This is a genomic window from Enterobacter sp. SCRI0065, assembly GCF_059766475.1.
In genome coordinates this window covers 586,454-605,870 of record NZ_JCBAJB010000001.1, presented here as the reverse complement: position 1 = coordinate 605,870, position 19,417 = coordinate 586,454, and the positions used below count along the sequence as shown (strand labels likewise).

Here is a 19,417-nt window from a genome sequence, read left to right as displayed (position 1 = left end):
TTGCATATGAAAACTCTGAAGAACTGGACCGTAGATAAGCAGTCAGCGAACCATCTGGAACTGCTGGTCGATAATCAACACCGTTTATTCTTGTACGTGCTTGAAGAGAACCTGTTCCGCGTGCTGATTAAGCGCAAAGGCGAGCTGGCGCTGGACAAAACCTGGAGCATTGCCCCCGAGCAGGACGTGCCGTGGGAAGGTCGCCATCGTGAAGATGTGAGCGGATTTAGCTGCCCAGGCTGGACACTCACCCAGACGGAGGAAACGCTTATCGTCGCAAGCGAGCAGTTGCGCGTCACCGTTCACCAGCCGCTGTGGCTGGAGTGGCATTACCGCAACGAGGCTGGCGAGTGGCAGGAACTGGTCAACGATCGCCCCACCAGCGCCTATCTGCTCAACGCACACGGCGACGGCGCGGCGCACTACCTGAGCCGTCGTAAGGATGAGCGTTTTTACGGGCTGGGCGAGAAGGCCGGTGATTTGCAGCGTAACGGTAAGCGCTTCGAGATGCGTAATCTGGATGCCATGGGTTACAACGCGGTGAGCACCGACCCGCTGTACAAACATATTCCATTCACCATCACCCGCCGCGACGACGTGAGCTACGGTCTTTTTTATGACAACCTGAGCAGTTGCTGGCTGGATTTGGGCAACGAGATCGACAACTATCACACCGCCTATCGCCGCTGGCAGGCGGAAGCGGGCGATATCGATTACTACATTTTTACTGGCAAACGCGTGCTGGATGTGACCAAAGCGTTTGTGCGCCTGACCGGGAAAACCCTGTTCGGGCCAAAATGGAGCCTGGGCTACAGCGGCTCGACCATGCACTACACAGATGCGCCGGACGCGCAAAATCAGCTGATGAACTTTATCCGCCTGTGTGATGAGCAAGCGATCCCGTGTGATTCGTTCCAGCTGTCGTCCGGGTATACCTCCATCAACGGCAAGCGCTACGTCTTTAACTGGAACTATGACAAAGTGCCACAGCCGAAGGTGATGAGCCAGGCCTTCCATGATGCAGGGCTGAAGCTGGCGGCAAACATCAAACCTTGCCTGTTGCAGGATCACCCATGCTATAACGAAGTGGCAGAGAACGGCCTGTTCATTCGCGATTCTGAAAGCGACGCGCCGGAACGTTCGAGCTTCTGGGATGACGAAGGTTCGCATCTCGACTTTACTAACCCGAACACGGTCAAGTGGTGGCAAAACGGCGTCACGACGCAGCTGTTAGAGATGGGTATTGATTCCACCTGGAACGATAATAACGAGTTTGAGGTCTGGGATGGCGAAGCCCGGTGTCACGGCTTTGGTCAGGAAATTGCGATCAAGCACATTCGCCCGGTGATGCCGCTGCTGATGATGCGCGCCTCGATGGAAGCTCAACAACGCTTCGCACCGGAAAAGCGCCCTTACCTGATTTCGCGTTCCGGCTGCGCCGGGATGCAGCGCTACGTCCAGACCTGGAGCGGCGATAACCGTACCAACTGGGATACGCTGCGCTATAACACCCGCATGGGGCTGGGGATGAGCCTTTCCGGGCTGTTCAACGTGGGCCATGACGTTGGCGGCTTCTCTGGCGATAAACCGGACGCTGAGCTGTTTGTACGCTGGGTACAAAACGGCGTGATGCATCCGCGCTTTACTATTCATTCGTGGAATGATGATTGCACCGTAAACGAGCCGTGGATGTATCCCGGCGTGACGCCTGCGATCCGTGGCGCGATTGAGCTGCGCTATCGCCTGCTGCCGTATCTGTACACCCTGCTCTGGCAGGCGCATGCCGACGACGAGCCGATGCTGCGCCCGACCTTCCTCGACCACGAACATGACGTTCAGACGTTCGAGGAGTGTGATGATTTCCTGCTTGGCCGCGATCTGCTGGTCGCAAGCGTGGTTGAAGCAGGACAGCGCGAGCGCCGCGTCTGGCTGCCGGATAACGAAACCGGCTGGTACGATTTCTATACTCACGAATGGTTCTCCGGCGGACAGTGGGTAACGCGCGATGCGCAGCTGGAAAAACTGCCGTTAATGGTTCGTGCCGGTGCAGGTCTGCCGCTGAGCGAACGGATTACTCATGTATCAGCCGAGAAAGATGATACCCGTGAACTGAAATTGTTCCCCGTTAAAGGCGTTGGTCATTCAGCGGGTATGCTATTTGAAGATGACGGTGAAAGCTGGGGCTATAAGAAGGGAAATGCGCTTTGGCTGAACTGGGAAATGGTGTGCGATGGTTCAACGATCAATCTGAAGGTGGAAGCGAGTGGCGATTATCGTCCGGCGTGGAAAGCATTGAAAGTGTCGTTACCGGCGGGCGAGAAACGTAAGCTGCGGGTGAATGGTATTGAAGGGAGTGAGTGGGTGGTTTAGTGCGGTCTGTTGCCCTCACCCTAACCCTCTCCCACGGGGAGAGGGAAAAGGAGCAATATTCCTTTCCCTAAGTATTTCGCGCTGCAGGAAGGCGGCAAATATGTGAATCCCCGGGAGCTTACATAAGTAAGTGACCGGGGTGAACAGGTGCAGCCAACGCATCTGCAGCGTGAAAGACGATGGGAAATTAGCCGTCGATACCTTTGCTGCGCAGGTAATCTTCATAGTTACCGGTGAAGTCCACCACGCGCTCTGGCGTAATCTCAATCACACGCGTTGCCAGGGAGCTCACGAACTCACGGTCGTGGGAAACAAACACCAGCGTACCTTGATACATTTCCAGCGCCATGTTCAGCGATTCGATAGATTCCATATCCAGGTGGTTGGTTGGTTCATCCATCACCAGAATGTTAGGTTTTTCCATCATCAGCTTGCCGAACATCATGCGGCCTTTCTCACCACCGGAAAGGACTTTCGCAGGCTTTTTGATATCGTCCTGGCTGAACAGCAGACGGCCAAGAATGCCGCGAATCACCTGCTCGTCGTCACCTTCTTGCTTCCACTGGCTCATCCAGTCGAACACGGTCAGATCATTTTCGAACTCATACTCATGATCCTGTGCGTAGTAACCAATCTGCGAATTTTCTGACCACTTAATGGTACCGTTGTCAGGCTGAAGCTCAGAGACCAGGGTTTTCAGCAGGGTGGTTTTACCCACGCCGTTAGCACCAAGGATGGCAATTTTCTCGCCCACTTCCAGCAGCAGGTTAAAGTTTTTAAACAGCGGGCCGTTATCAAAACCTTTGGTAAGCGCTTCGACTTCCAGCGCGTTACGGAACAGCTTCTTGTCCTGCTCGAAGCGGATGAATGGGTTCTGACGGCTGGAGGCTTTCACTTCGTCCAGCTTGATCTTGTCAATCTGGCGGGCACGAGAGGTCGCCTGACGAGATTTAGAGGCGTTGGCGCTAAAGCGGCTCACGAAGGATTGCAGGTCAGCAATCTGCGCTTTTTTCTTAGCGTTGTCAGACAACAGGCGCTCACGAGCCTGCGTTGCTGCCGTCATGTATTCGTCGTAGTTGCCTGAATAAACGCGCAGTTCGCCGTAGTCCAGATCCGCCATGTGCGTACAAACCATGTTCAGGAAGTGACGGTCGTGCGAAATAATGATCATGGTGCTGTCGCGATCGTTCAGCGTCTGCTCCAGCCAGCGAATGGTGTCGATGTCCAGGTTGTTCGTCGGTTCATCGAGCAGCAGGATATCAGGGTTGGAGAACAGCGCCTGTGCCAACAGCACACGCAGCTTCCAGCCTGGTGCGACTTCGCTCATCATGCCGTAATGTTGTTCTACCGGAATACCAACGCCGAGCAGCAATTCGCCCGCACGGGATTCGGAGGAGTAGCCGTCCATTTCGCCGTAAAGCACTTCGAGGTCAGCGACTTTGTAGCCGTCTTCTTCACTCATCTCAGCCAGAGCATAGATGCGATCGCGCTCTTGCTTCACTTCCCACAGCTCTCCGTGTCCCATGATCACGGTGTCGAGCACCGAAAACGCTTCAAAGGCGAACTGATCCTGGCGCAGCTTACCGATACGCTCGTTAGGATCGAGCGATACGTTGCCCAGTGACGGCTCTAAATCGCCGCCAAGGATCTTCATAAAGGTGGATTTTCCGCTACCGTTGGCACCAATCAGGCCGTAACGGTTGCCGCCGCCAAACTTGACGGAAATGTTTTCAAACAGCGGCTTACTGCCAAACTGCATAGTGATGTTGCTGGTAACTAACACGGGAGATTCCTGCGAAAAAGTGTGATGAACACGCCATTATGCCACAATTCCGAAATGAGATCCCGTGTTGCAATAGGCCACTAAACTTTAACAAAATTGAAAAAAGTGTGATTTCGTACACATCTGAATTCCCTGCGCGATGGAATGCACATATAATGCGCTCCCATCAATGATTCAGACTCATTCACTAATCGCCAGAGTGGCCAAGAAACCTCGCATAACATGAATATGAAATTATCAACGCTTTTTGCGGCGGCGTTAGCCGTAGTCGGTTTTTGCAATACCGCTTCTGCGGTGACTTATCCGCTGCCTACTGACGGTAGCCGTCTGGTGGGTCAAAACCAGGTGGTCATCGTTCCGGAAGGGAACTCTCAACCGCTGGAATATTATGCAGCTGAATACCAGTTGGGCCTGTCCAACATGCTTGAAGCAAACCCGGGCGTTGACCCGTATCTGCCAAAAGCCGGTACCGTGCTGAACATTCCTCAGCAGTTGATCCTGCCGGACACCGTGCATGAAGGTATCGTCATCAACAGCGCCGAAATGCGTCTGTACTACTATCCGAAAGGCACCAACACCGTTATTGTGCTGCCGATTGGTATTGGTCAGTTGGGCAAAGATACCCCGCTGAACTGGACCACTAAAGTCGAGCGTAAGAAAGCCGGCCCGACCTGGACGCCGACCGCCAAAATGCATGCGGAATACATCGCTGCAGGCGAACCGCTGCCAGCCGTTGTTCCGGCCGGTCCAGATAACCCTATGGGCCTGTACGCGCTGTACATCGGTCGTCTTTATGCCATCCACGGCACCAACGCTAACTTTGGCATCGGCCTGCGCGTGAGCCACGGCTGTGTGCGTCTGCGTAACGAAGATATCAAATTCTTGTTTGATAACGTGCCCGTTGGGACGCGCGTGCAGTTCATCAATGAGCCGGTAAAAGCCACTTCCGAACCGGATGGCAGCCGCTACATTGAGGTGCATAACCCACTGTCCACCAGCGAAGATCAGATCAACAATAACGAAATCGTGCCGATTAACCTGAAGAGCAACGTGCAGGCGGTGACCAGTCAGCCGGACGTTGAGACAACCGTTGTCGACCAGGCGGTCCAGAACCGTTCAGGTATGCCGGTTCGTTTGAACTGATAACGTCAGACTGACGTACAAAAAAGCGGGCTTGTTAGCCCGCTTTTTTATTATCCGTTATTCACAATCACTATCCCGCCATGATCGTAGCGGTAATGGCAATGGGCATACTCAAGCGGTGTGCCGTCTTCAAGATAGATGACCTGTTCGACTTCCAGCACCGGATCGGTGGGTTCACACACAAGATGCAGCATATCCAGATCGGTCGGCTTAAGCGCACGAACGACGCGATATGACCCCATAATTTTTAGCCCTAGCGTCTCCTGAACGTACTGGAAAACCGAGCTTTCAAGGTGGCTTTTATTGAGGCCAGGAACCAGGTTGAGCGGCATCACGGTGGAATCCAGCGACATTGGCTCCCCGTTCAAAGAGCGCAACCGGATAAAATCATAAATGGGCGTATCGGCATTAATCATCAGTGACGATTGCTCTTTCTCGTCAGGAAAGCGCAGTTCAAAATGCACCACCTTGCTACTCACCGTGCCAAGATGCTGCCAGGTTTTGGTGGCCCCAAAGTAGTCGCTGCCGGAAAGATCCCACTGCGAAAGCTGGAGAAAATTCTTGCGGATAAAGGTTCCCTGCCCCTGACGGGTATACACCAGCCCTTCGACAATCAGCTGACGCATCGCCTGCTGGATGGTCATCCGGCTGGTACTGAACTCCGCCGCCAGCGCAAACTGGTCTGGCAGCGGTTCATTGGCGGCATACTGCTGGCTGATAATGCGTTTCTTAATTTCCCGCGCTATGGTGATGTACTTCGCCGCCATCGCCTGTTCCTTATGTTTATTCCGCTATCGCACTGTTTTTCAACGCCACTCGCTCAGCAATCTTGAGGAAAGGCAGGTAGAAGAATACACCAAATACAATGATTGCCAACTGTACCACCACCGCGCGCCAGTCCCCCGCCGTCGCCAGCCAGGCGCTGAGTATTGGCGGCGTGGTCCAGGGGATCATTACCACACAGCGTGACATCAGCCCAAGCGTGGTACACAGCCAGGCGAAGTAAATCCCTATGGCAGGAAGAAGCACAAACGGAATCATCAGCGGCAGGTTGAAGACAATCGGCAGACCAAAAATCACCGGCTCGTTGATGTTAAATAACCCCGGTGCCAGCGACAGTCGCGCCACCTGCTTCGACGATTTCTGACGTGCGAAGACAAAAATCGCAATCAGCAGCGAAATGGTGCTTCCGGTACCGCCGATCATGCCAAACGTTGGTACAAAGATATTATTAATAATGTGAGGGATCGGCTGCCCGTTGGCGAACGCAATCATGTTCTCATTGGTATTGATCAGCAGGAACGGTTCCAGAATAACGCTGTTGACCACCGACTGGTGTATCCCCAGCGTGAACAGGAAATTACCAAAGCTGTAGATAAAAAGCGTGCCCGGCAGGCTGGTGTTGATTAACCGCAGCGGCTGCTGGATAAACGTGGTGATCAGGTGAATCAGATCCGTATGCAGCACGTTGGCAAGCACTGCCGCCAGCACTGCAAACAATGACAACGTGATGATCGTCGGGATCAGCGTGGTAAACGATTTACTCACCGCGGGCGGTACGTTCTCGCCCAGCGAGATATGCAGCGATTTTAAACGTGAGATCGCAATAAAGAGTTCGGTTGAGATGAGGCCGATGAGTACGCCTGCAAAAATCCCCGTCGAACCAATATTGGTGAACGCCAGCACCTGCGTCACGTTGACCGTCGTTTGACCCCCGACGGGCACCAGTTGTAGTTGCATTGGCATCATAATGATAAAGCTGCTCACCGCGATAACCACTGCCGAGACCGGATTGTCGAAATCTTTATTACGCGCCAGCGACCAGGCAATCATGGGAGCCAGTAACAGCGCCGCGATATTCAGCGTGCCGTTAATGATAGCCTCACCCCAGACTTTGAACTGTGCCAGCGTGTCGCCCTCCAGCACCCACGGAAACACCACGTTATTCACCAACACCGCCAGTCCGGCGAGGATGAAAATCGGCATCACCGTGGCAAAGGCATCGCGCAGGGAACGTAAGTGCACCTGGTTTGCCAGGCGCGCAGAGAACTCAACAAACTTATCAACGAAAGACTGCATCGCTGGTGTTATTTTTGTTTCAGACATAGCGGATATTTCCCATCAATCAGTCACAAAAACGGTTCGGCAGCGTACGGCTTACAGTTCGCGCCCGTTGCTATGGATTGCCTGTTTCAACCATGCGTAGCTCTTTTTCGGTACGCGCTTCAGATCTTTCAGATCGTGGTTTTCACGGTTCACATACACCACGCCATAGCGCTTACGCATGTCGCCCTGTGAGCTGAGAATGTCGATCAGTCCCCAGCCGAGATAGCCAATAACCTGCGCGCCATCTTCGAAAATGGCTGCCTTCATGGCGTTAAAATGCTGGCGGTGATAGTCGATACGGTAGTCATCTTCAATCATGTTGACCCCATCCCAGGACTCAATCACGCCGATGCCATTCTCGATTGGAAATACCGGCAGACGCCAGTCGTTGTAATAGCGGGTAATAATGGTGCGGAACCCGAGCGGATCAATTTGCCAGTTCCACTCGGTAGCCTTCAGGAAAGGGTTATTTTTCTCGCCGTGGGCAAGGTAATAATTGACCGGTGTCCCTTCTGGAATCGGATCGCTGTCGAGGGTTTTACTGGCGTAATAGCTAAATGCCATGTAGTCATTTTTGGTTCGCGCCAGCAAAGCCAGATCGTCGGCGTGATAGATATCGCTAAAGCCCTGTTGCTCCACCACTGCCATCACCGCCGGGCTGTAACCCTGGCCTGCGAAGACGCGCAGTAGGTTCTGGTTGAGGAATTCGTCATACTGTTGGGCGCAGAAGATATCGCGCGGCTTGCAGGTCGCCGGATAAATCAGCTGATGTGCCAGCATACCGCCCATCAGTTGGCCCGGTTTCGCCTGGTGCAAATACTCGGTCAGTGCCATATGCCCCACCATCGTGTGGTGCTGGATTTGGTACAGCTCACGCAGGGTTTGCTCGCCCTTCGCATAGCCCGAAACCCGGAACGCCTCTGGCATATGGAAGATATTTTGCTCGTTATAGGTCAGCCAGTATTTAACCCGGTCACCGTAGCAGTCGATCATCTTTTTACCGTAGCGAATAAATGCGTCCATCACCCGGCGGTCCATAAACCCGTTGTACTCGTTCGCCAGTGCCAGCGGCATGTCGAAGTGATACAAGCACACCATCGGCTCGATGCCGCGAGCGATAAGATCGTTAATAAATCGGTCGTAAAACGCGATGCCCTCCTGGTTAAATTCGCCGTCACCCTGCGGACACACACGGCTCCAGGAGATCTGGAAACGGTAGCAGTTCATGCCCAGATCCCGCATCAGATCGAAATCTTCTTTGTAGCGATGGTAAGAGTCGGTGGCGACTTTCCAGTCGGAGGCATTTTCCCCGGCTTCGCGAATGTCGTAGACCGACATTCCCTTACCGCCCTCATTCCACGCCCCTTCGGTCTGCATGCTGGAAACCGAATTACCCCATAAAAAATTTGCTGGCAGTGATTGATTCATGTTCGCTCCCTATATGACTAGTCATTTAAATTTCATGACTAGTCATATAGCCAAAGATGAAAAATCAATCAAAGAGAAGGATCGTTTTTTGTGAGGAAGATGGAAAAAAAGCTAGCTATGGTGAGGTACTCCCCACCCAAAACCAGTTTTTGTAGGAAGACGACGTAGCATGTTGCAAACGTAATGATAAAAGGGCTGGTATCAGCCCTTTTGATAATTTTAAGACGAATCAGAACCAGATTTCAGCCTGAACGCCGAAATTCCATGTTCCTCCTGCCGTAAATCCCTCACTTCCAAAATCATCGTTAATTGCGTAGCGGTCAAGTTCCTTATCCCAGTTCATATAAGTTGCAAAAAAACGGATCTCTGGCCTTGCCTTAATATCGAATACATTCCCCACTTTGAAAGTAGGAGCAAAGGTTAACTTGTAAAACCCACCTTTCACTCCTTGATAGCTTTGCACTCCCTGATCTGAACTGTAAGTCCGTCCGTTAGGGTCCAGATCCATATATTGCCATGACGCTTCATATAACAGTGCAAAGTGTGGTGTTAACGCCTGAGAAGCTCTAAAGTTAAAACTTGCCCAGTCATATCTGTCGCCGTCACGGTAGCGATCCTCACTGTGTTGCGCAATCACAGAGGGCGCAAGTTCCCAATTTCCCCATACAGGTAAAATGCCGTATGAGGCCAGACGTAACGATTTAGCATTTTCTGTCAGATCGCCATCGCTTCCAGGCTGACGGGCTTCTGCGCCCAGACCTCCACCATATTGCAATGCTGTCTCAGAAACCCCTTTAGCTAAGCCATAAAATTGAGCTTTATCGCGGTATGCAAGCATCGCATAGTAGCCATTTTGTGCCGTGTTATCACTGCGGTAAGCGTATCCGCCTGTTGTTGAAGAATTATCTTTGAGATCGTCATTTCCCTGAGCGGTCATGCCTGTGAGCATTAATTGCCAGTTATCGTAAAAATGGTTGGCGGTAAACATAACGTTCTGAATATCATTTTCTTCATAACGATCGCTACCCAAATCACCAAAGTTTCGACCGTATACAGAATAAGCACCCTTAAGTTTATCGCCCCATTTCACGTCATAAATCCCGCCGCCGGTACCTCCGAGGAACATGATGTCACTGTCTGTGAAATGAATATCAAAATTATCCCTGTCGAAGCGCTTACCAGCCCAGACATAGGCATCGCCGAATGGCCCCGAAAATTCATCAAATCCCCCCATCTCAACATAAAGCTGGCGGACGTTGATATGATGACTGTTATTATCCTGAACCCATGGATCCGGGTTTTTGGCTCCATCAGCAATCATTGTCTTGAAATGTGCCCATGAGCCATCTTCAAACGTCATGCGTTTACCCAGACTCAGTTCGAGGTAATTATCTTTTTCATTACCTAGTCGTCCTACATGAGCATCGTCATTCAAAGAACTGGCAGGCGAAACACCAGGGCTACCGCGTCCACCTTTTCCATGATTATTAATTAACAGCCCAGTACGGGCATAAGCACTAAATTCCATGCCATCGATGCCTTTATTTTCTTCTTGTTTCCTGACTACAGTTTCAACCTTCTTATCCGTTTGTGCGGACTTTCTAGATAAATCAGCCAGTTTGTTTTCAGCACTGACAGCACGCTGTTCTGCTTCAGCCGTTCGCTGTTCTGCAAGGCCCAACCTTTGTTCCAGTTGTTGTAGCCTTTGCTCCACCGTTAATTGTGCTGCATTAACCAGTTCAGGCGAAAAAAGGGCGCAGCAGACCGCTGCGTAGAGTACAGAGATACGCATAAAGAAGTCCTTATTTTTTAATATTTAAACAGCAGCAGTACTTTTTATTTTGGATTCCACTTGGCCTGCATTTTTACCTGCATCAAGGTCGGCGCGAATTGATAAATAATGGTCATCAAGTTTGTAAAATCGACCTATCCACAACATCGAGGCAATAATTAACACAGCTGGAATATATAAATAGCAGGCTTTAATCGCGAAAAGTGCATCCGGTGTCTGTACAGCATTTGCGACATAACCTCCGGATGACAGGAGAAAGCCAGTAACAGCGCCTGCGCCAGCCATTGCAACTTTACCCAAAAACCCATTAACCGATGTCAGAATACCCGCGGTGTTGATACCTGTTTCCCATACACCGTAATCCACAGGATCAGCCTGCATGGAGAAGTAAATAGCTAGCCTCTGACCCGCTCCGAGAGAAAGAATAATTGCTCCAGCGATCAATGCCAAATGATGCGTTCCGGCAATAACCATTATTCCCATTCCAGCAAGGTTAATAACGCTGCCGAACAGATAAACATGACGTTTTTTCATGCGGCTTGCCAGGAACGGAACTGTTAATGTACCCAGCAGTGGAACAAAGGTTGATATGCCAGCAATAATAGCTGTTAGATCTGTGCTTCCAACATAGTAGTTAAAGAAATAAACCAGCGCGCCAGTCTGGAAGAAGAAAGCTCCCCACATCAGGAAAATATTTATGGCGAACACTTTCCAGGGAGTATTAGATTTTAACCCTTTCCAGGCACGTGCAAGAGTCATACGTTCCTCAGTGATCGATATTTTCTCTTCCACATTTTTGAAGCTCACGAGCAGGAAAAATGTCGCTATCACCCCAAAAATAACAGCTGTATAGAAGAAACCCTGACTCTGATTGCCGTTTCCAAGTGAGGCAACAAGCGGCAATGTTGCAACAGCAACGATGGTAGAACCCAATGAACCTAACAAAATACGTACTGAAGATAAGGTCGTACGCTCCTGTGAGTCAGCAGTCAGGAAGGGCAGCATCGCACAGAACGGAATATTAACAATCGTATAGAGGAACGACAGACAGAGATAAGTGATAAATGCATAGATGAGCCTACCGGTTGTCCCAAAATCCGGGACGTAAAAAGCAAGAATACACAGCAACCCGAATGGTACTGCGCCAACAAGCAACCATGGGCGACAACGACCCCAGCGGGTCGAGGTATTATCAATAACCAGCCCCATAAATACATCAGCCACACCGTCAACTAGCCTTGTAACAAGGAACATTATGCCGACATAATAAGCAGGTAGTCCCATAACGTCCGTATAAAAAAACATTAAGTATAAAGAAATTAATTGCCACACCAGATTGCAGGATAAATCAGCGATGCCGTAACCAACTCGCTGCCGCCATATTTTAAATGATGAATCAGCCATGATGTATTCTCGGTTATTTACAGGGTTTTTAAAGTCCGTACTGGCGTATAAACCAGGCCGGGGTACAGCTCCAGGCATGGCAGTAACTGTTAATGAGTTTACTGCCATAAGGAGAGAAGTCCGGACATTCGGGATCAAATAACTCCCAAAATGTATCTGCTCCATATTCAACCATTTTTCCCCAGTACGCTTTTATCTCGGTTATTGCCCTTTCACGCATGCCTGTTTTTAACAAAGCTGCAATGAAATGATGACGCATATAGGGTGTATTCATACCAATTTCAGGTGGGGTGCTCAGGAGTTTTGTCATGACATTTTTCTGATGAGATAAATCTCCCATACCAGCCAGAACCATCCAGACCTGCGTAGCACAGCTCAGTTGGCTCTCATCTCCGCTGGTATAAAAGCCTGACAAAGGGTCCCATAACGTGTTAGCGGCGCGCCTGAGTTGTGTTAGCTCTCTGGTCAGGTAATCACATTTTTCAGGCTGGCATATTTTTGCAAGTTCGATTGCCTGCTCAACGCAGAATATCAGTACCCCTTGTGAAGGCCCTTGCTTATTCAGATTTTCATGCCAGTCGATAAATGACCACCACTCGTCACAGTCAATGACCAGACCATTTTCATCACAGCGTTCCAATGCAAGTTCAACCTGGCGCAGAGCAACAGGCCAAAGTTCGTTCGCAGTAATAATATCCTGTGTCTGAAGTACGTAATTACAAAGGACATCTACAAAGAAAAGTGAGTAGTCAAATAAGTAGGTATCATCTGAAACGACCTGGGGTTTAACGAAGATATTAGCGGCTACCATACCATCGTTGCGTCGCTGCCCAGCGAAGATATAGAGGCAACGACGTACAAGATCGTAATTTTTGAATGTTACATCATTAACCAGAGCCTGTAACCGAAGATCGCCCAGCCATAGACGTCGATCGCGCTTCGGACCATCTTCAAAGACATCCTGCATACAGTTGCGGAGAGTCAGTACAGCAACCTCGTCAATTTTTTGCAGAAGAGGATCTGTTGTATCACTTTTCAGACAGGTGTCCGGAGCAGAACTCACCGTTTCAAATTCGATGTTACTGAATTTGATTCGGTATTTAGGCGACAAAGCCACGACTTCCACTTTCAGATATCTGAAACAGTAACGCCTGGATAAAGTAACCTCCGCCGGTAAAACATCGAGATATTCATGATGCTCCTGCAACCAACTGCTGCTAAGCCAACCCTGGTAATCACTGAACGACTCTGCCACCTCAGCTAGCGTTTCGCCAAAGGTAAATTTCAAGTGGGCTGGCGCATCAGGTGGGCTGCCTGCTGACTCGCACGAAAAACTCAGCCAGCCTACGCCATGAGTTCCGAAATCAAGGACGAAGCTATCCCCGGGGGCAAAGGCCTGCTGAAGATATGAGGTCGCTTTATCGATGCTTTTGGCGCACCACCCATGCAGAGCCAGTGGATCAGCATGTAGTGAAACCACATCGCGAGGATGTGTTTTTTTTCTATAAGTTAGCGGAATTAGGCTTTCAGCTATGGACAGGAATGCTTCATTTTTAACCGTCGTAATATGCTGGTTTACTTGTATTGCGTAAGACATACATTTCCCCTTTAATTTTATAAAATAATAGAGGTGACTGAGCAGCGCCCACCACTTCACGATTGCCAAGTGCGATTGAGGTTTGGCGCAGAGAGAGAGATGAACATTTAACAGTTCACATTTTATGAATTAGTGCTTTTTTACTTTATTAAGATTAACTATCCTTAGCTGCAAAGCATGAGGGTAAATATGAACAACCTTAGAATTTATCAGTATTTCAATGAGTTAACCGATAACCTAGCACTCTACAAGAGCGATCCTGAAGATAATGGTTGCGAACATACGCATGAGTTTGATGAGCTGGTTATTGTTGAACAGGGACATGGACTTCATGTCATTAATGGGAAACCCTTATTTGTACAGCAGGGAGATGTTTTCCTGGTACGAAGACACGACTATCATTTTTATGATGAACTTGGCACTCTGAAGTTAATTAATATTCTTATCAACCCAAATGTTGAATTCACCTTTTTGCGCAATATTGATATGCTTCTTGAAAGATTTTCAGCCGACAACCTGAGTTCTTATATATGGCTAAGTCCAAGTGCGAGAATGGAGTGCAATTCTGTCGTTGATATGATCTTCAGTTCCCTGCAATCAGTTGAGCAGAAAGAATTTCTCTTTTTCAAGCTTGTGATGCTGATTACGATGGCGCAAACACCAGCACAAAAAAATGATACGCGCTATAAGTTACATAAACTTCTGAACCATTTACAGGAAAATTGCTTCGAACAATATGACTGGAATATCCTTGCCCGACAGTTTCATCTAACCCCCAGGACGATGTTCAGACATATCAAAGAGGCTACAGGGTTGACACCTGAAAGTTATATAAGACGTCTAAGGCTTCTTTCTGCAAGAAATAAAATTAGAGAGTCAGATATGACGATAACAGAGATTGCTTTCATGTGTGGTTTCGTCAGTAGCAATCATTTTACAGTGCGCTATAAAGCAACGTTTGGCAAAACTCCAACTGAGGAACGAAAGGGTTATGTGTGCAGCGCGACCAGTGAATCGCCACGGGTTTAACAAACACCTCTTAGTCATTTAAGATGGTTTGATGAGACGTGTCCGGGAACGGTAAATGTTATCCCGGTTGCGAAAAGCTTATCCATTTACTGGAGCATGAACGTATAAAGAAAAAGAACTACGGAACGCGGTAAGAAGTCCACTGCGATATTTTTGATCACATCGAAATATTTTTAACTGGAGGCGTCGGCATGGTTCAAGTAATCAGATTCCACTAACTGAAGATCAAAACCAATATCATTCACAGCTCGAAAGTGCCTTGATGATCCATGGTGATTCAACTGGTCTCATAAAAAGCAATCGATCTCTTACTAAGACGGGGTTTAAATCCTAATTCTCTCCCGATGCGCCATTTGCAGGCTAAGCATATTTGCTCTCCTGACCAACGGGCGTATATAGCAATGCAATAAGCATGCATTTCATATGGATATGAAATGCCCCACTTTGTCAGTATTAACGCACTCGGCCTGGCCCTTGATGGCAATGAAACCACAACTGGCGCCCGCTGTATCAGCTCACTTCCCGCCAACCAGGATAGCGGCAGAGGCATGACTCGCGTTGGCGATAAAATGACGCCCTGTCCGGTCTGCAAAATCCCGGGTATCGTTGTCAACAGCACACCGGATTTTCTTATTGATGGTGCCCGGGCTGCCGTTCATGACTCTGAAGTCAAATGCGGCAGTCCGGCAGGACACCACCGCACTATCGTTCCTCCCGCAGTTCGACGGTAACGGCACGGAGGCGGGTAAACCCGACAGCCTTCTCGGGCAGTCACTGGGGATAGCAGATGCGGGGGTGGTGGCCAAGGCAGATAGGGCGGTATCGGGTTTGATTTCTACACTGGAGCAGACCCTTGGGGATTTAAAAATAGCCGTCTGAAAAATCCGTCAGTCATTGTTAAATCGCTTCAGTTCGATATCTTCGGGTTCAGTCGCGATGCGGCAGCGGCACGACATTTTGCTAATCGGGTGCTGGCGCAGGACAGCGCGCTCATCTCCGCCATTCGCCAGGGGCTGTACGGTATTGCCTTTCAGGGGATGCCAGCAGGAAAGACCCGTTTTATTGGCATATTTGACACTGTTGCTGCCATCGGTAGCCCGGTGAAGGGCATGAATCCTGACTCGGCCGATACCGGTGAGGTAAGTCTTGTCCTGCCGCCCGGTATCGCGGAACAGGTTTTCCATATCACGGCGGGGAATGAGTGCCGGTTTAACTTTGTCCTGAACAGCATGCCGCCCGTTTGGCCGGAGCTGGTTCTACCTGGTGCGCATTCTGACACTGGCAGCGGGAAATGGGATTTTGCTTTTTTCCCCCCCAAAGTGCTGTATGCAGAAGTCACGCAGGCGCTGGTTATTGATGACAAGGACGTGGTGTATACCTTCCGAACACTGGATTCCTTGCAGGACAGTGCCATCACGGAGGGGGCATGGAATAACGAGGTTAGACGGCATGCCCAGTTCAGCAAGGCTCGTCATCCACCGATGATGATGCTGTTCTGCTGGGATTCAGTCATTGACAAAAAAACCTATGAAACCCGAATAGTTTTTCCGGCTTCCCTGAAGCCCTGGGAGGTAAGCTGCATATCTGGCTACAGAACAGCGGAATTGGCGATAACCTGCCGGTAGAACCTCAGAGGCTCACTACCCTGTCCGGCGACAGGCTGAACGCCTGTAAATAAGTTCTACCTCGCATTAATTTCAATTACAGCATACCTGACGGGCACGACCAGGAAACTAAAATGTTCATCAAAGGTAAAATCTATCCGTACGGGGGGTAAGGAAACCTTCATGAAATGGAGATTCACCGCATGGTCGACTGGATCTCATGTTCATGAAAATACGCCCCGACCATCAAAGCCGAGGGCGTTCTCAACCACACGCTATCCATTAAATCGCCTTGCCACACTGTTTAAGTCAGCGGCATTACCGTCAAGCGAAGCGCCACGGGGAAAGGAAGTTTATTGTTGCGTTAACTGGTTACGGCGATATTCACCCTGACGTTCCAGCATCCAGCCTGGATATTCTCGCGGCAAAGCGCTTACAGCATCGAGCTGTTTTAGCTCTTCTTCATTTAAGCGGATCCCAGTGGCGGCGATATTATCGTCAAGCTGATCGACCCGTTTAGCGCCAATGATTACGCTGCTGACCGCTTTCTGGTGCAGCAGCCACGCCAGCGCGACCTGCGCGACCGATACACCTTTGCTGTCGGCAATGGCACGCATGACGTCTACGCAGTCAAAGGCGCGGTCTTTCTCAACCGGCGGGAAGTCGAATTCCAGACGACGGCCTCCGGATTCGCTTTTTCCGTCGCGATCGTATTTGCCGCTCAGCAAGCCACCTGCCAGCGGGCTCCAGACCATCAGCCCAACGCCTTCGCTTTGCATCATCGGCACCAGTTCACGCTCCAGATCGCGCCCGGCGATGGTGTAGTACGCCTGCAACGAGGCAAATCGCGCCAGCCCCAGACGTTCAGACATTCCTAATGCTTTGGCAATTTGCCACGCCGCCCAGTTCGAAACGCCGATATAACGCACGTGACCGTGCTGCACGAGGTTATCCAGTGCATAAAGCATCTCTTCGATTGGGGTGGCGGGATCAAACCCGTGCAGTTGATAAAGGTCGATATGATCGAGCTGCATGCGGCGCAGACTCTCTTTGGCGCTGTTGATGATGTGATAGCGCGAACTGCCGCGCGAGTTCACGCCTGCCGTACCGGTTTCGCCAAACACTTTGGTGGCAACCACGACGTTTTCGCGAGGGATTTTCAGATTTTTGAGCGCCTGCCCGGTGATCTCCTCCGAGCGCCCTTCAGAATAGACGTCGGCGGTGTCGATAAAGTTAATGCCTGCATCCAGCGCGCGGCCTACCAGCTGTTCCGCTTCGCTTTGTTGGAGCTGCCCGATCTTGCCCCACATGCCGCCTTCGCCGCCGAAGGTCATCGTGCCGAGGCACAGCTCAGAAACAAACAGACCCGTATTACCCAGTTTTTGATAACGCATAGGACACTCCTCGCAATCTTCGTTAATTGGCTACCAGAGAGTTATACCTTTCTGGCACCGATCGCGAATGTGTCGTTCCTGTCTTTTTCTTGCCCATTTCTCTAAAGCAGCATAAAGCCAATGAATGCCGCCCATGCCAGCATCGGCAGAGACCATAAGTGGAAACGCCACCAGATGCGACGGTCGTTTGCCATTCTGAGCGCAATGAGGTTCGCCAGTGACCCTGGCAGCAGGCCGAATCCCCCCACGTTCACCGCCCACGCCAGCAGCGCCGTTGGTGGCACGTAATTAATGAGCAGAATAGTGGAAGGCACGTTACTGATAAATTGGGATAATCCAATGGCCGTCAGCCACAGTCCGAGCGGCGGCAAACCACTGACGCTATGCAGCGCCCCCTGAAGTACCGGCAGTTGGATGAGCAGATGCACGTCAATAAACATCGCCATAAACACCAGCAGCAACGTCCAGTCGACACTCACCAGCACCCGACGCGCCAGAAGCAAAAAGCCGCCAGCCACCAGCAGCATACCCCATAGCTCATACTTAAGCTCAAGTGCGGTCAGGAAAACGATATACAACAGAAGGCAGCCCCATACCAGGCGGGGTTTCCACTGAGGATTCTGCGTTCCGCTGTGGTAGTTCAGCGGCTTATCAGGGAACGCAAACCAACAGACCGCCAGTAACGACAGCATCACCACCAGCGCCAGTGGAGCCATCTGCCAGGTAAATGCAGCAAATGACAGCCCTGAGCGCCCCCAGAGTAATATATTCTGCGGATTACCAATCGGCGTTAGCATCGACCCGGCGTTAACGGCCAGCGCTTCAAAGATGATCAGCCGGGTAATCGGGATCTCACACAATTTGCGCAGCGTGAGGGTCAGCGGCACTACGATGAATAGCGCCACGTCGTTCGTCAGAAATGTTGAAAGCAGCGCGGCGGCCAGCACCATAAACAGCGCCAGCTTGCGCTCTGTGGCGAAGCGGCGCACCGTTTTGCGACCCAGGACGTCGAAATAACCGCTTTGCTCAACACCTTTGGTGAGCATCATCAGCCCGCTCAGGGTAATGATGGTGTGCCAGTCGATGGCATCTGGCCAGGTTTTTGGGGCGAAGGGAACGAAAAGGCTCAGCCCAACGCCAACAATCAGTAACAGATGGAAGAAATGATCGCGGGCAAGCGCCCGCACGCCAGGAATGTTCATTCAGAAGGCGAGCCGTATTTGAGGGTAAATTCGCGGAATTTTTCCAGCGTTTCTGCGCTGACGTGGTGTTCAATGCCTTCCGAATCACGACGAGCAATATCCGCGCTGACGCCCAGCACCAGCAAAAAGTTTTCGACAACCTGATGGCGCTCGCGGCTTTCCTGCGCCAGCTTTTCGCCTTCCGGCGTTAAAAATACGCCGCGCCAGGGGATCATTTCGATCAGTCCCACCGTCGCCAGACGTTTGAGCATCTTGGCGACCGTCGGCTGCGAAACGCCGAGCCGTGCCGCCATATCCACCTGACGAGCTTCTCCCACTTCCCGGAACAGATCCGAAATCAGCTCAACATAGTCATCAATCAATTCCCGACGGTGCGCTTCACGCACCTGACGAAAGCCTTCAACATGCTCTTCAACATTCACCAGTTGCGTCTTTTTTTTTGTAGTTGGCTTACCTGCGCGACGGTTCATTGTACTTCCTCATTGGGGTAACGCCCCTGGCGTCATATAGCAAGAGCGCACAGTGTAAACCATAGCTCCACAAGCACAAAAAATTAACGAATTAG

At 50.6% G+C, this 19,417-nt stretch carries 15 protein-coding genes and 1 pseudogene; 6 read left to right on the top strand and 10 right to left on the bottom strand.

All coding sequences use genetic code 11. The features are described from left to right. The first annotated feature begins 6 nt into the window (after nucleotides 1-6). On the top strand, nucleotides 7-2,370 hold the full coding sequence (locus AC6EMZ_RS02945) for a glycoside hydrolase family 31 protein (protein ID WP_498400879.1): 2,364 nt from the start codon (nucleotides 7-9) through the stop codon (nucleotides 2,368-2,370). Between the two features lie 187 nt (nucleotides 2,371-2,557). Here AC6EMZ_RS02945 and AC6EMZ_RS02940 read toward each other — a convergent pair whose 3' ends face one another. Next, a complete protein-coding gene (locus AC6EMZ_RS02940) occupies nucleotides 2,558-4,153 on the bottom strand; it encodes an ABC-F family ATPase (protein WP_498400878.1) in 1,596 nt (531 codons plus the stop codon). A gap of 222 nt (nucleotides 4,154-4,375) precedes the next feature. Here AC6EMZ_RS02940 and ldtB point away from each other — a divergent pair, with 222 nt between their 5' ends. Continuing rightward, nucleotides 4,376-5,296, top strand: coding sequence for a L,D-transpeptidase (gene ldtB, locus AC6EMZ_RS02935; protein WP_498400877.1), 921 nt, complete (start codon nucleotides 4,376-4,378; stop codon nucleotides 5,294-5,296). Between the two features lie 50 nt (nucleotides 5,297-5,346). Here the strand turns inward: ldtB and AC6EMZ_RS02930 are convergent, their stop codons facing one another. The 6 genes from AC6EMZ_RS02930 to AC6EMZ_RS02905 form a co-directional block, all read right to left on the bottom strand. Further along, nucleotides 5,347-6,063, bottom strand: coding sequence for a GntR family transcriptional regulator (locus AC6EMZ_RS02930; RefSeq protein ID WP_498400876.1), 717 nt, complete (start codon nucleotides 6,061-6,063; stop codon nucleotides 5,347-5,349). 16 nt (nucleotides 6,064-6,079) lie between these two features. Next, nucleotides 6,080-7,402 carry a PTS sugar transporter subunit IIC gene (locus tag AC6EMZ_RS02925; protein ID WP_498400875.1) on the bottom strand — a complete coding sequence of 441 codons (1,323 nt, stop codon included), beginning with the start codon at nucleotides 7,400-7,402 and terminating at the stop codon, nucleotides 6,080-6,082. Between the two features lie 51 nt (nucleotides 7,403-7,453). Then, the gene (locus AC6EMZ_RS02920) at nucleotides 7,454-8,830 is read right to left on the bottom strand and encodes a glycoside hydrolase family 1 protein (RefSeq protein ID WP_498400874.1); all 1,377 of its coding nucleotides are present in this window, start codon (nucleotides 8,828-8,830) and stop codon (nucleotides 7,454-7,456) included. A gap of 229 nt (nucleotides 8,831-9,059) precedes the next feature. Continuing rightward, entirely contained in the window at nucleotides 9,060-10,622 is a 1,563-nt protein-coding gene (locus tag AC6EMZ_RS02915; RefSeq protein ID WP_498400873.1) for a carbohydrate porin, read from the bottom strand. A 24-nt stretch (nucleotides 10,623-10,646) separates the two neighbouring features. Next, the gene (locus tag AC6EMZ_RS02910) at nucleotides 10,647-12,026 is read right to left on the bottom strand and encodes a glycoside-pentoside-hexuronide (GPH):cation symporter (RefSeq protein ID WP_498400872.1); all 1,380 of its coding nucleotides are present in this window, start codon (nucleotides 12,024-12,026) and stop codon (nucleotides 10,647-10,649) included. A gap of 28 nt (nucleotides 12,027-12,054) precedes the next feature. Continuing rightward, nucleotides 12,055-13,623 (bottom strand): alpha-L-rhamnosidase-related protein, encoded by a 1,569-nt coding sequence (locus tag AC6EMZ_RS02905; RefSeq protein ID WP_498400871.1) that lies wholly within the window; start codon nucleotides 13,621-13,623, stop codon nucleotides 12,055-12,057. A gap of 189 nt (nucleotides 13,624-13,812) precedes the next feature. Here AC6EMZ_RS02905 and AC6EMZ_RS02900 point away from each other — a divergent pair, with 189 nt between their 5' ends. From AC6EMZ_RS02900 to AC6EMZ_RS02885, 4 genes and pseudogenes are all read left to right on the top strand, one after another. Then, nucleotides 13,813-14,652: a helix-turn-helix domain-containing protein gene (locus AC6EMZ_RS02900; RefSeq protein WP_498400870.1), complete on the top strand. Its 840-nt coding sequence runs from the start codon at nucleotides 13,813-13,815 to the stop codon at nucleotides 14,650-14,652. 434 nt (nucleotides 14,653-15,086) lie between these two features. Then, nucleotides 15,087-15,383: a PAAR domain-containing protein gene (locus AC6EMZ_RS02895; protein WP_498400869.1), complete on the top strand. Its 297-nt coding sequence runs from the start codon at nucleotides 15,087-15,089 to the stop codon at nucleotides 15,381-15,383. Then, nucleotides 15,379-15,941: pseudogene (locus tag AC6EMZ_RS02890) on the top strand (T6SS phospholipase effector Tle1-like catalytic domain-containing protein); the annotation flags it as partial. The gene AC6EMZ_RS02895 and the pseudogene AC6EMZ_RS02890, both read left to right, overlap by 5 nt. A 30-nt stretch (nucleotides 15,942-15,971) precedes the next feature. Continuing rightward, on the top strand, nucleotides 15,972-16,277 hold the full coding sequence (locus AC6EMZ_RS02885) for a DUF2931 family protein (protein ID WP_498401463.1): 306 nt from the start codon (nucleotides 15,972-15,974) through the stop codon (nucleotides 16,275-16,277). A 332-nt stretch (nucleotides 16,278-16,609) separates the two neighbouring features. On the opposite strand, the gene AC6EMZ_RS02880 is transcribed toward AC6EMZ_RS02885, so the two are convergent. The 3 genes from AC6EMZ_RS02880 to mntR all read right to left on the bottom strand — a co-directional run bounded on the left by AC6EMZ_RS02880 (nucleotide 16,610) and on the right by mntR (nucleotide 19,322). After that, nucleotides 16,610-17,650, bottom strand: a complete 1,041-nt coding sequence (locus AC6EMZ_RS02880; protein ID WP_498400868.1) for an aldo/keto reductase — start codon at nucleotides 17,648-17,650, stop codon at nucleotides 16,610-16,612. A gap of 101 nt (nucleotides 17,651-17,751) precedes the next feature. Further along, nucleotides 17,752-18,852 (bottom strand): anion transporter, encoded by a 1,101-nt coding sequence (locus AC6EMZ_RS02875; protein WP_498400867.1) that lies wholly within the window; start codon nucleotides 18,850-18,852, stop codon nucleotides 17,752-17,754. Continuing rightward, nucleotides 18,849-19,322 carry a manganese-binding transcriptional regulator MntR gene (gene mntR, locus AC6EMZ_RS02870; RefSeq protein ID WP_498400866.1) on the bottom strand — a complete coding sequence of 158 codons (474 nt, stop codon included), beginning with the start codon at nucleotides 19,320-19,322 and terminating at the stop codon, nucleotides 18,849-18,851. Before mntR ends, AC6EMZ_RS02875 begins: the two co-directional genes overlap by 4 nt. Nucleotides 19,323-19,417 lie beyond the last annotated feature (95 nt).

Excerpts from the sequence above, each read along its gene's own strand:
- AC6EMZ_RS02905 (WP_498400871.1), bottom strand. The coding sequence starts at position 13,623 with ATGTCTTACGCAATACAAGTAAACCAGCATATTACGACGGTTAAAAAT.
- AC6EMZ_RS02930 (WP_498400876.1), bottom strand. The coding sequence starts at position 6,063 with ATGGCGGCGAAGTACATCACCATAGCGCGGGAAATTAAGAAACGCATT.
- AC6EMZ_RS02880 (WP_498400868.1), bottom strand. The coding sequence starts at position 17,650 with ATGCGTTATCAAAAACTGGGTAATACGGGTCTGTTTGTTTCTGAGCTG.
- AC6EMZ_RS02945 (WP_498400879.1), top strand. The coding sequence starts at position 7 with ATGAAAACTCTGAAGAACTGGACCGTAGATAAGCAGTCAGCGAACCAT.
- mntR (WP_498400866.1), bottom strand. The coding sequence starts at position 19,322 with ATGAACCGTCGCGCAGGTAAGCCAACTACAAAAAAAAAGACGCAACTG.
- AC6EMZ_RS02875 (WP_498400867.1), bottom strand. The coding sequence starts at position 18,852 with ATGAACATTCCTGGCGTGCGGGCGCTTGCCCGCGATCATTTCTTCCAT.
- AC6EMZ_RS02920 (WP_498400874.1), bottom strand. The coding sequence starts at position 8,830 with ATGAATCAATCACTGCCAGCAAATTTTTTATGGGGTAATTCGGTTTCC.
- AC6EMZ_RS02900 (WP_498400870.1), top strand. The coding sequence starts at position 13,813 with ATGAACAACCTTAGAATTTATCAGTATTTCAATGAGTTAACCGATAAC.
- AC6EMZ_RS02915 (WP_498400873.1), bottom strand. The coding sequence starts at position 10,622 with ATGCGTATCTCTGTACTCTACGCAGCGGTCTGCTGCGCCCTTTTTTCG.
- ldtB (WP_498400877.1), top strand. The coding sequence starts at position 4,376 with ATGAATATGAAATTATCAACGCTTTTTGCGGCGGCGTTAGCCGTAGTC.
- AC6EMZ_RS02910 (WP_498400872.1), bottom strand. The coding sequence starts at position 12,026 with ATGGCTGATTCATCATTTAAAATATGGCGGCAGCGAGTTGGTTACGGC.
- AC6EMZ_RS02925 (WP_498400875.1), bottom strand. The coding sequence starts at position 7,402 with ATGTCTGAAACAAAAATAACACCAGCGATGCAGTCTTTCGTTGATAAG.
- AC6EMZ_RS02895 (WP_498400869.1), top strand. The coding sequence starts at position 15,087 with ATGCCCCACTTTGTCAGTATTAACGCACTCGGCCTGGCCCTTGATGGC.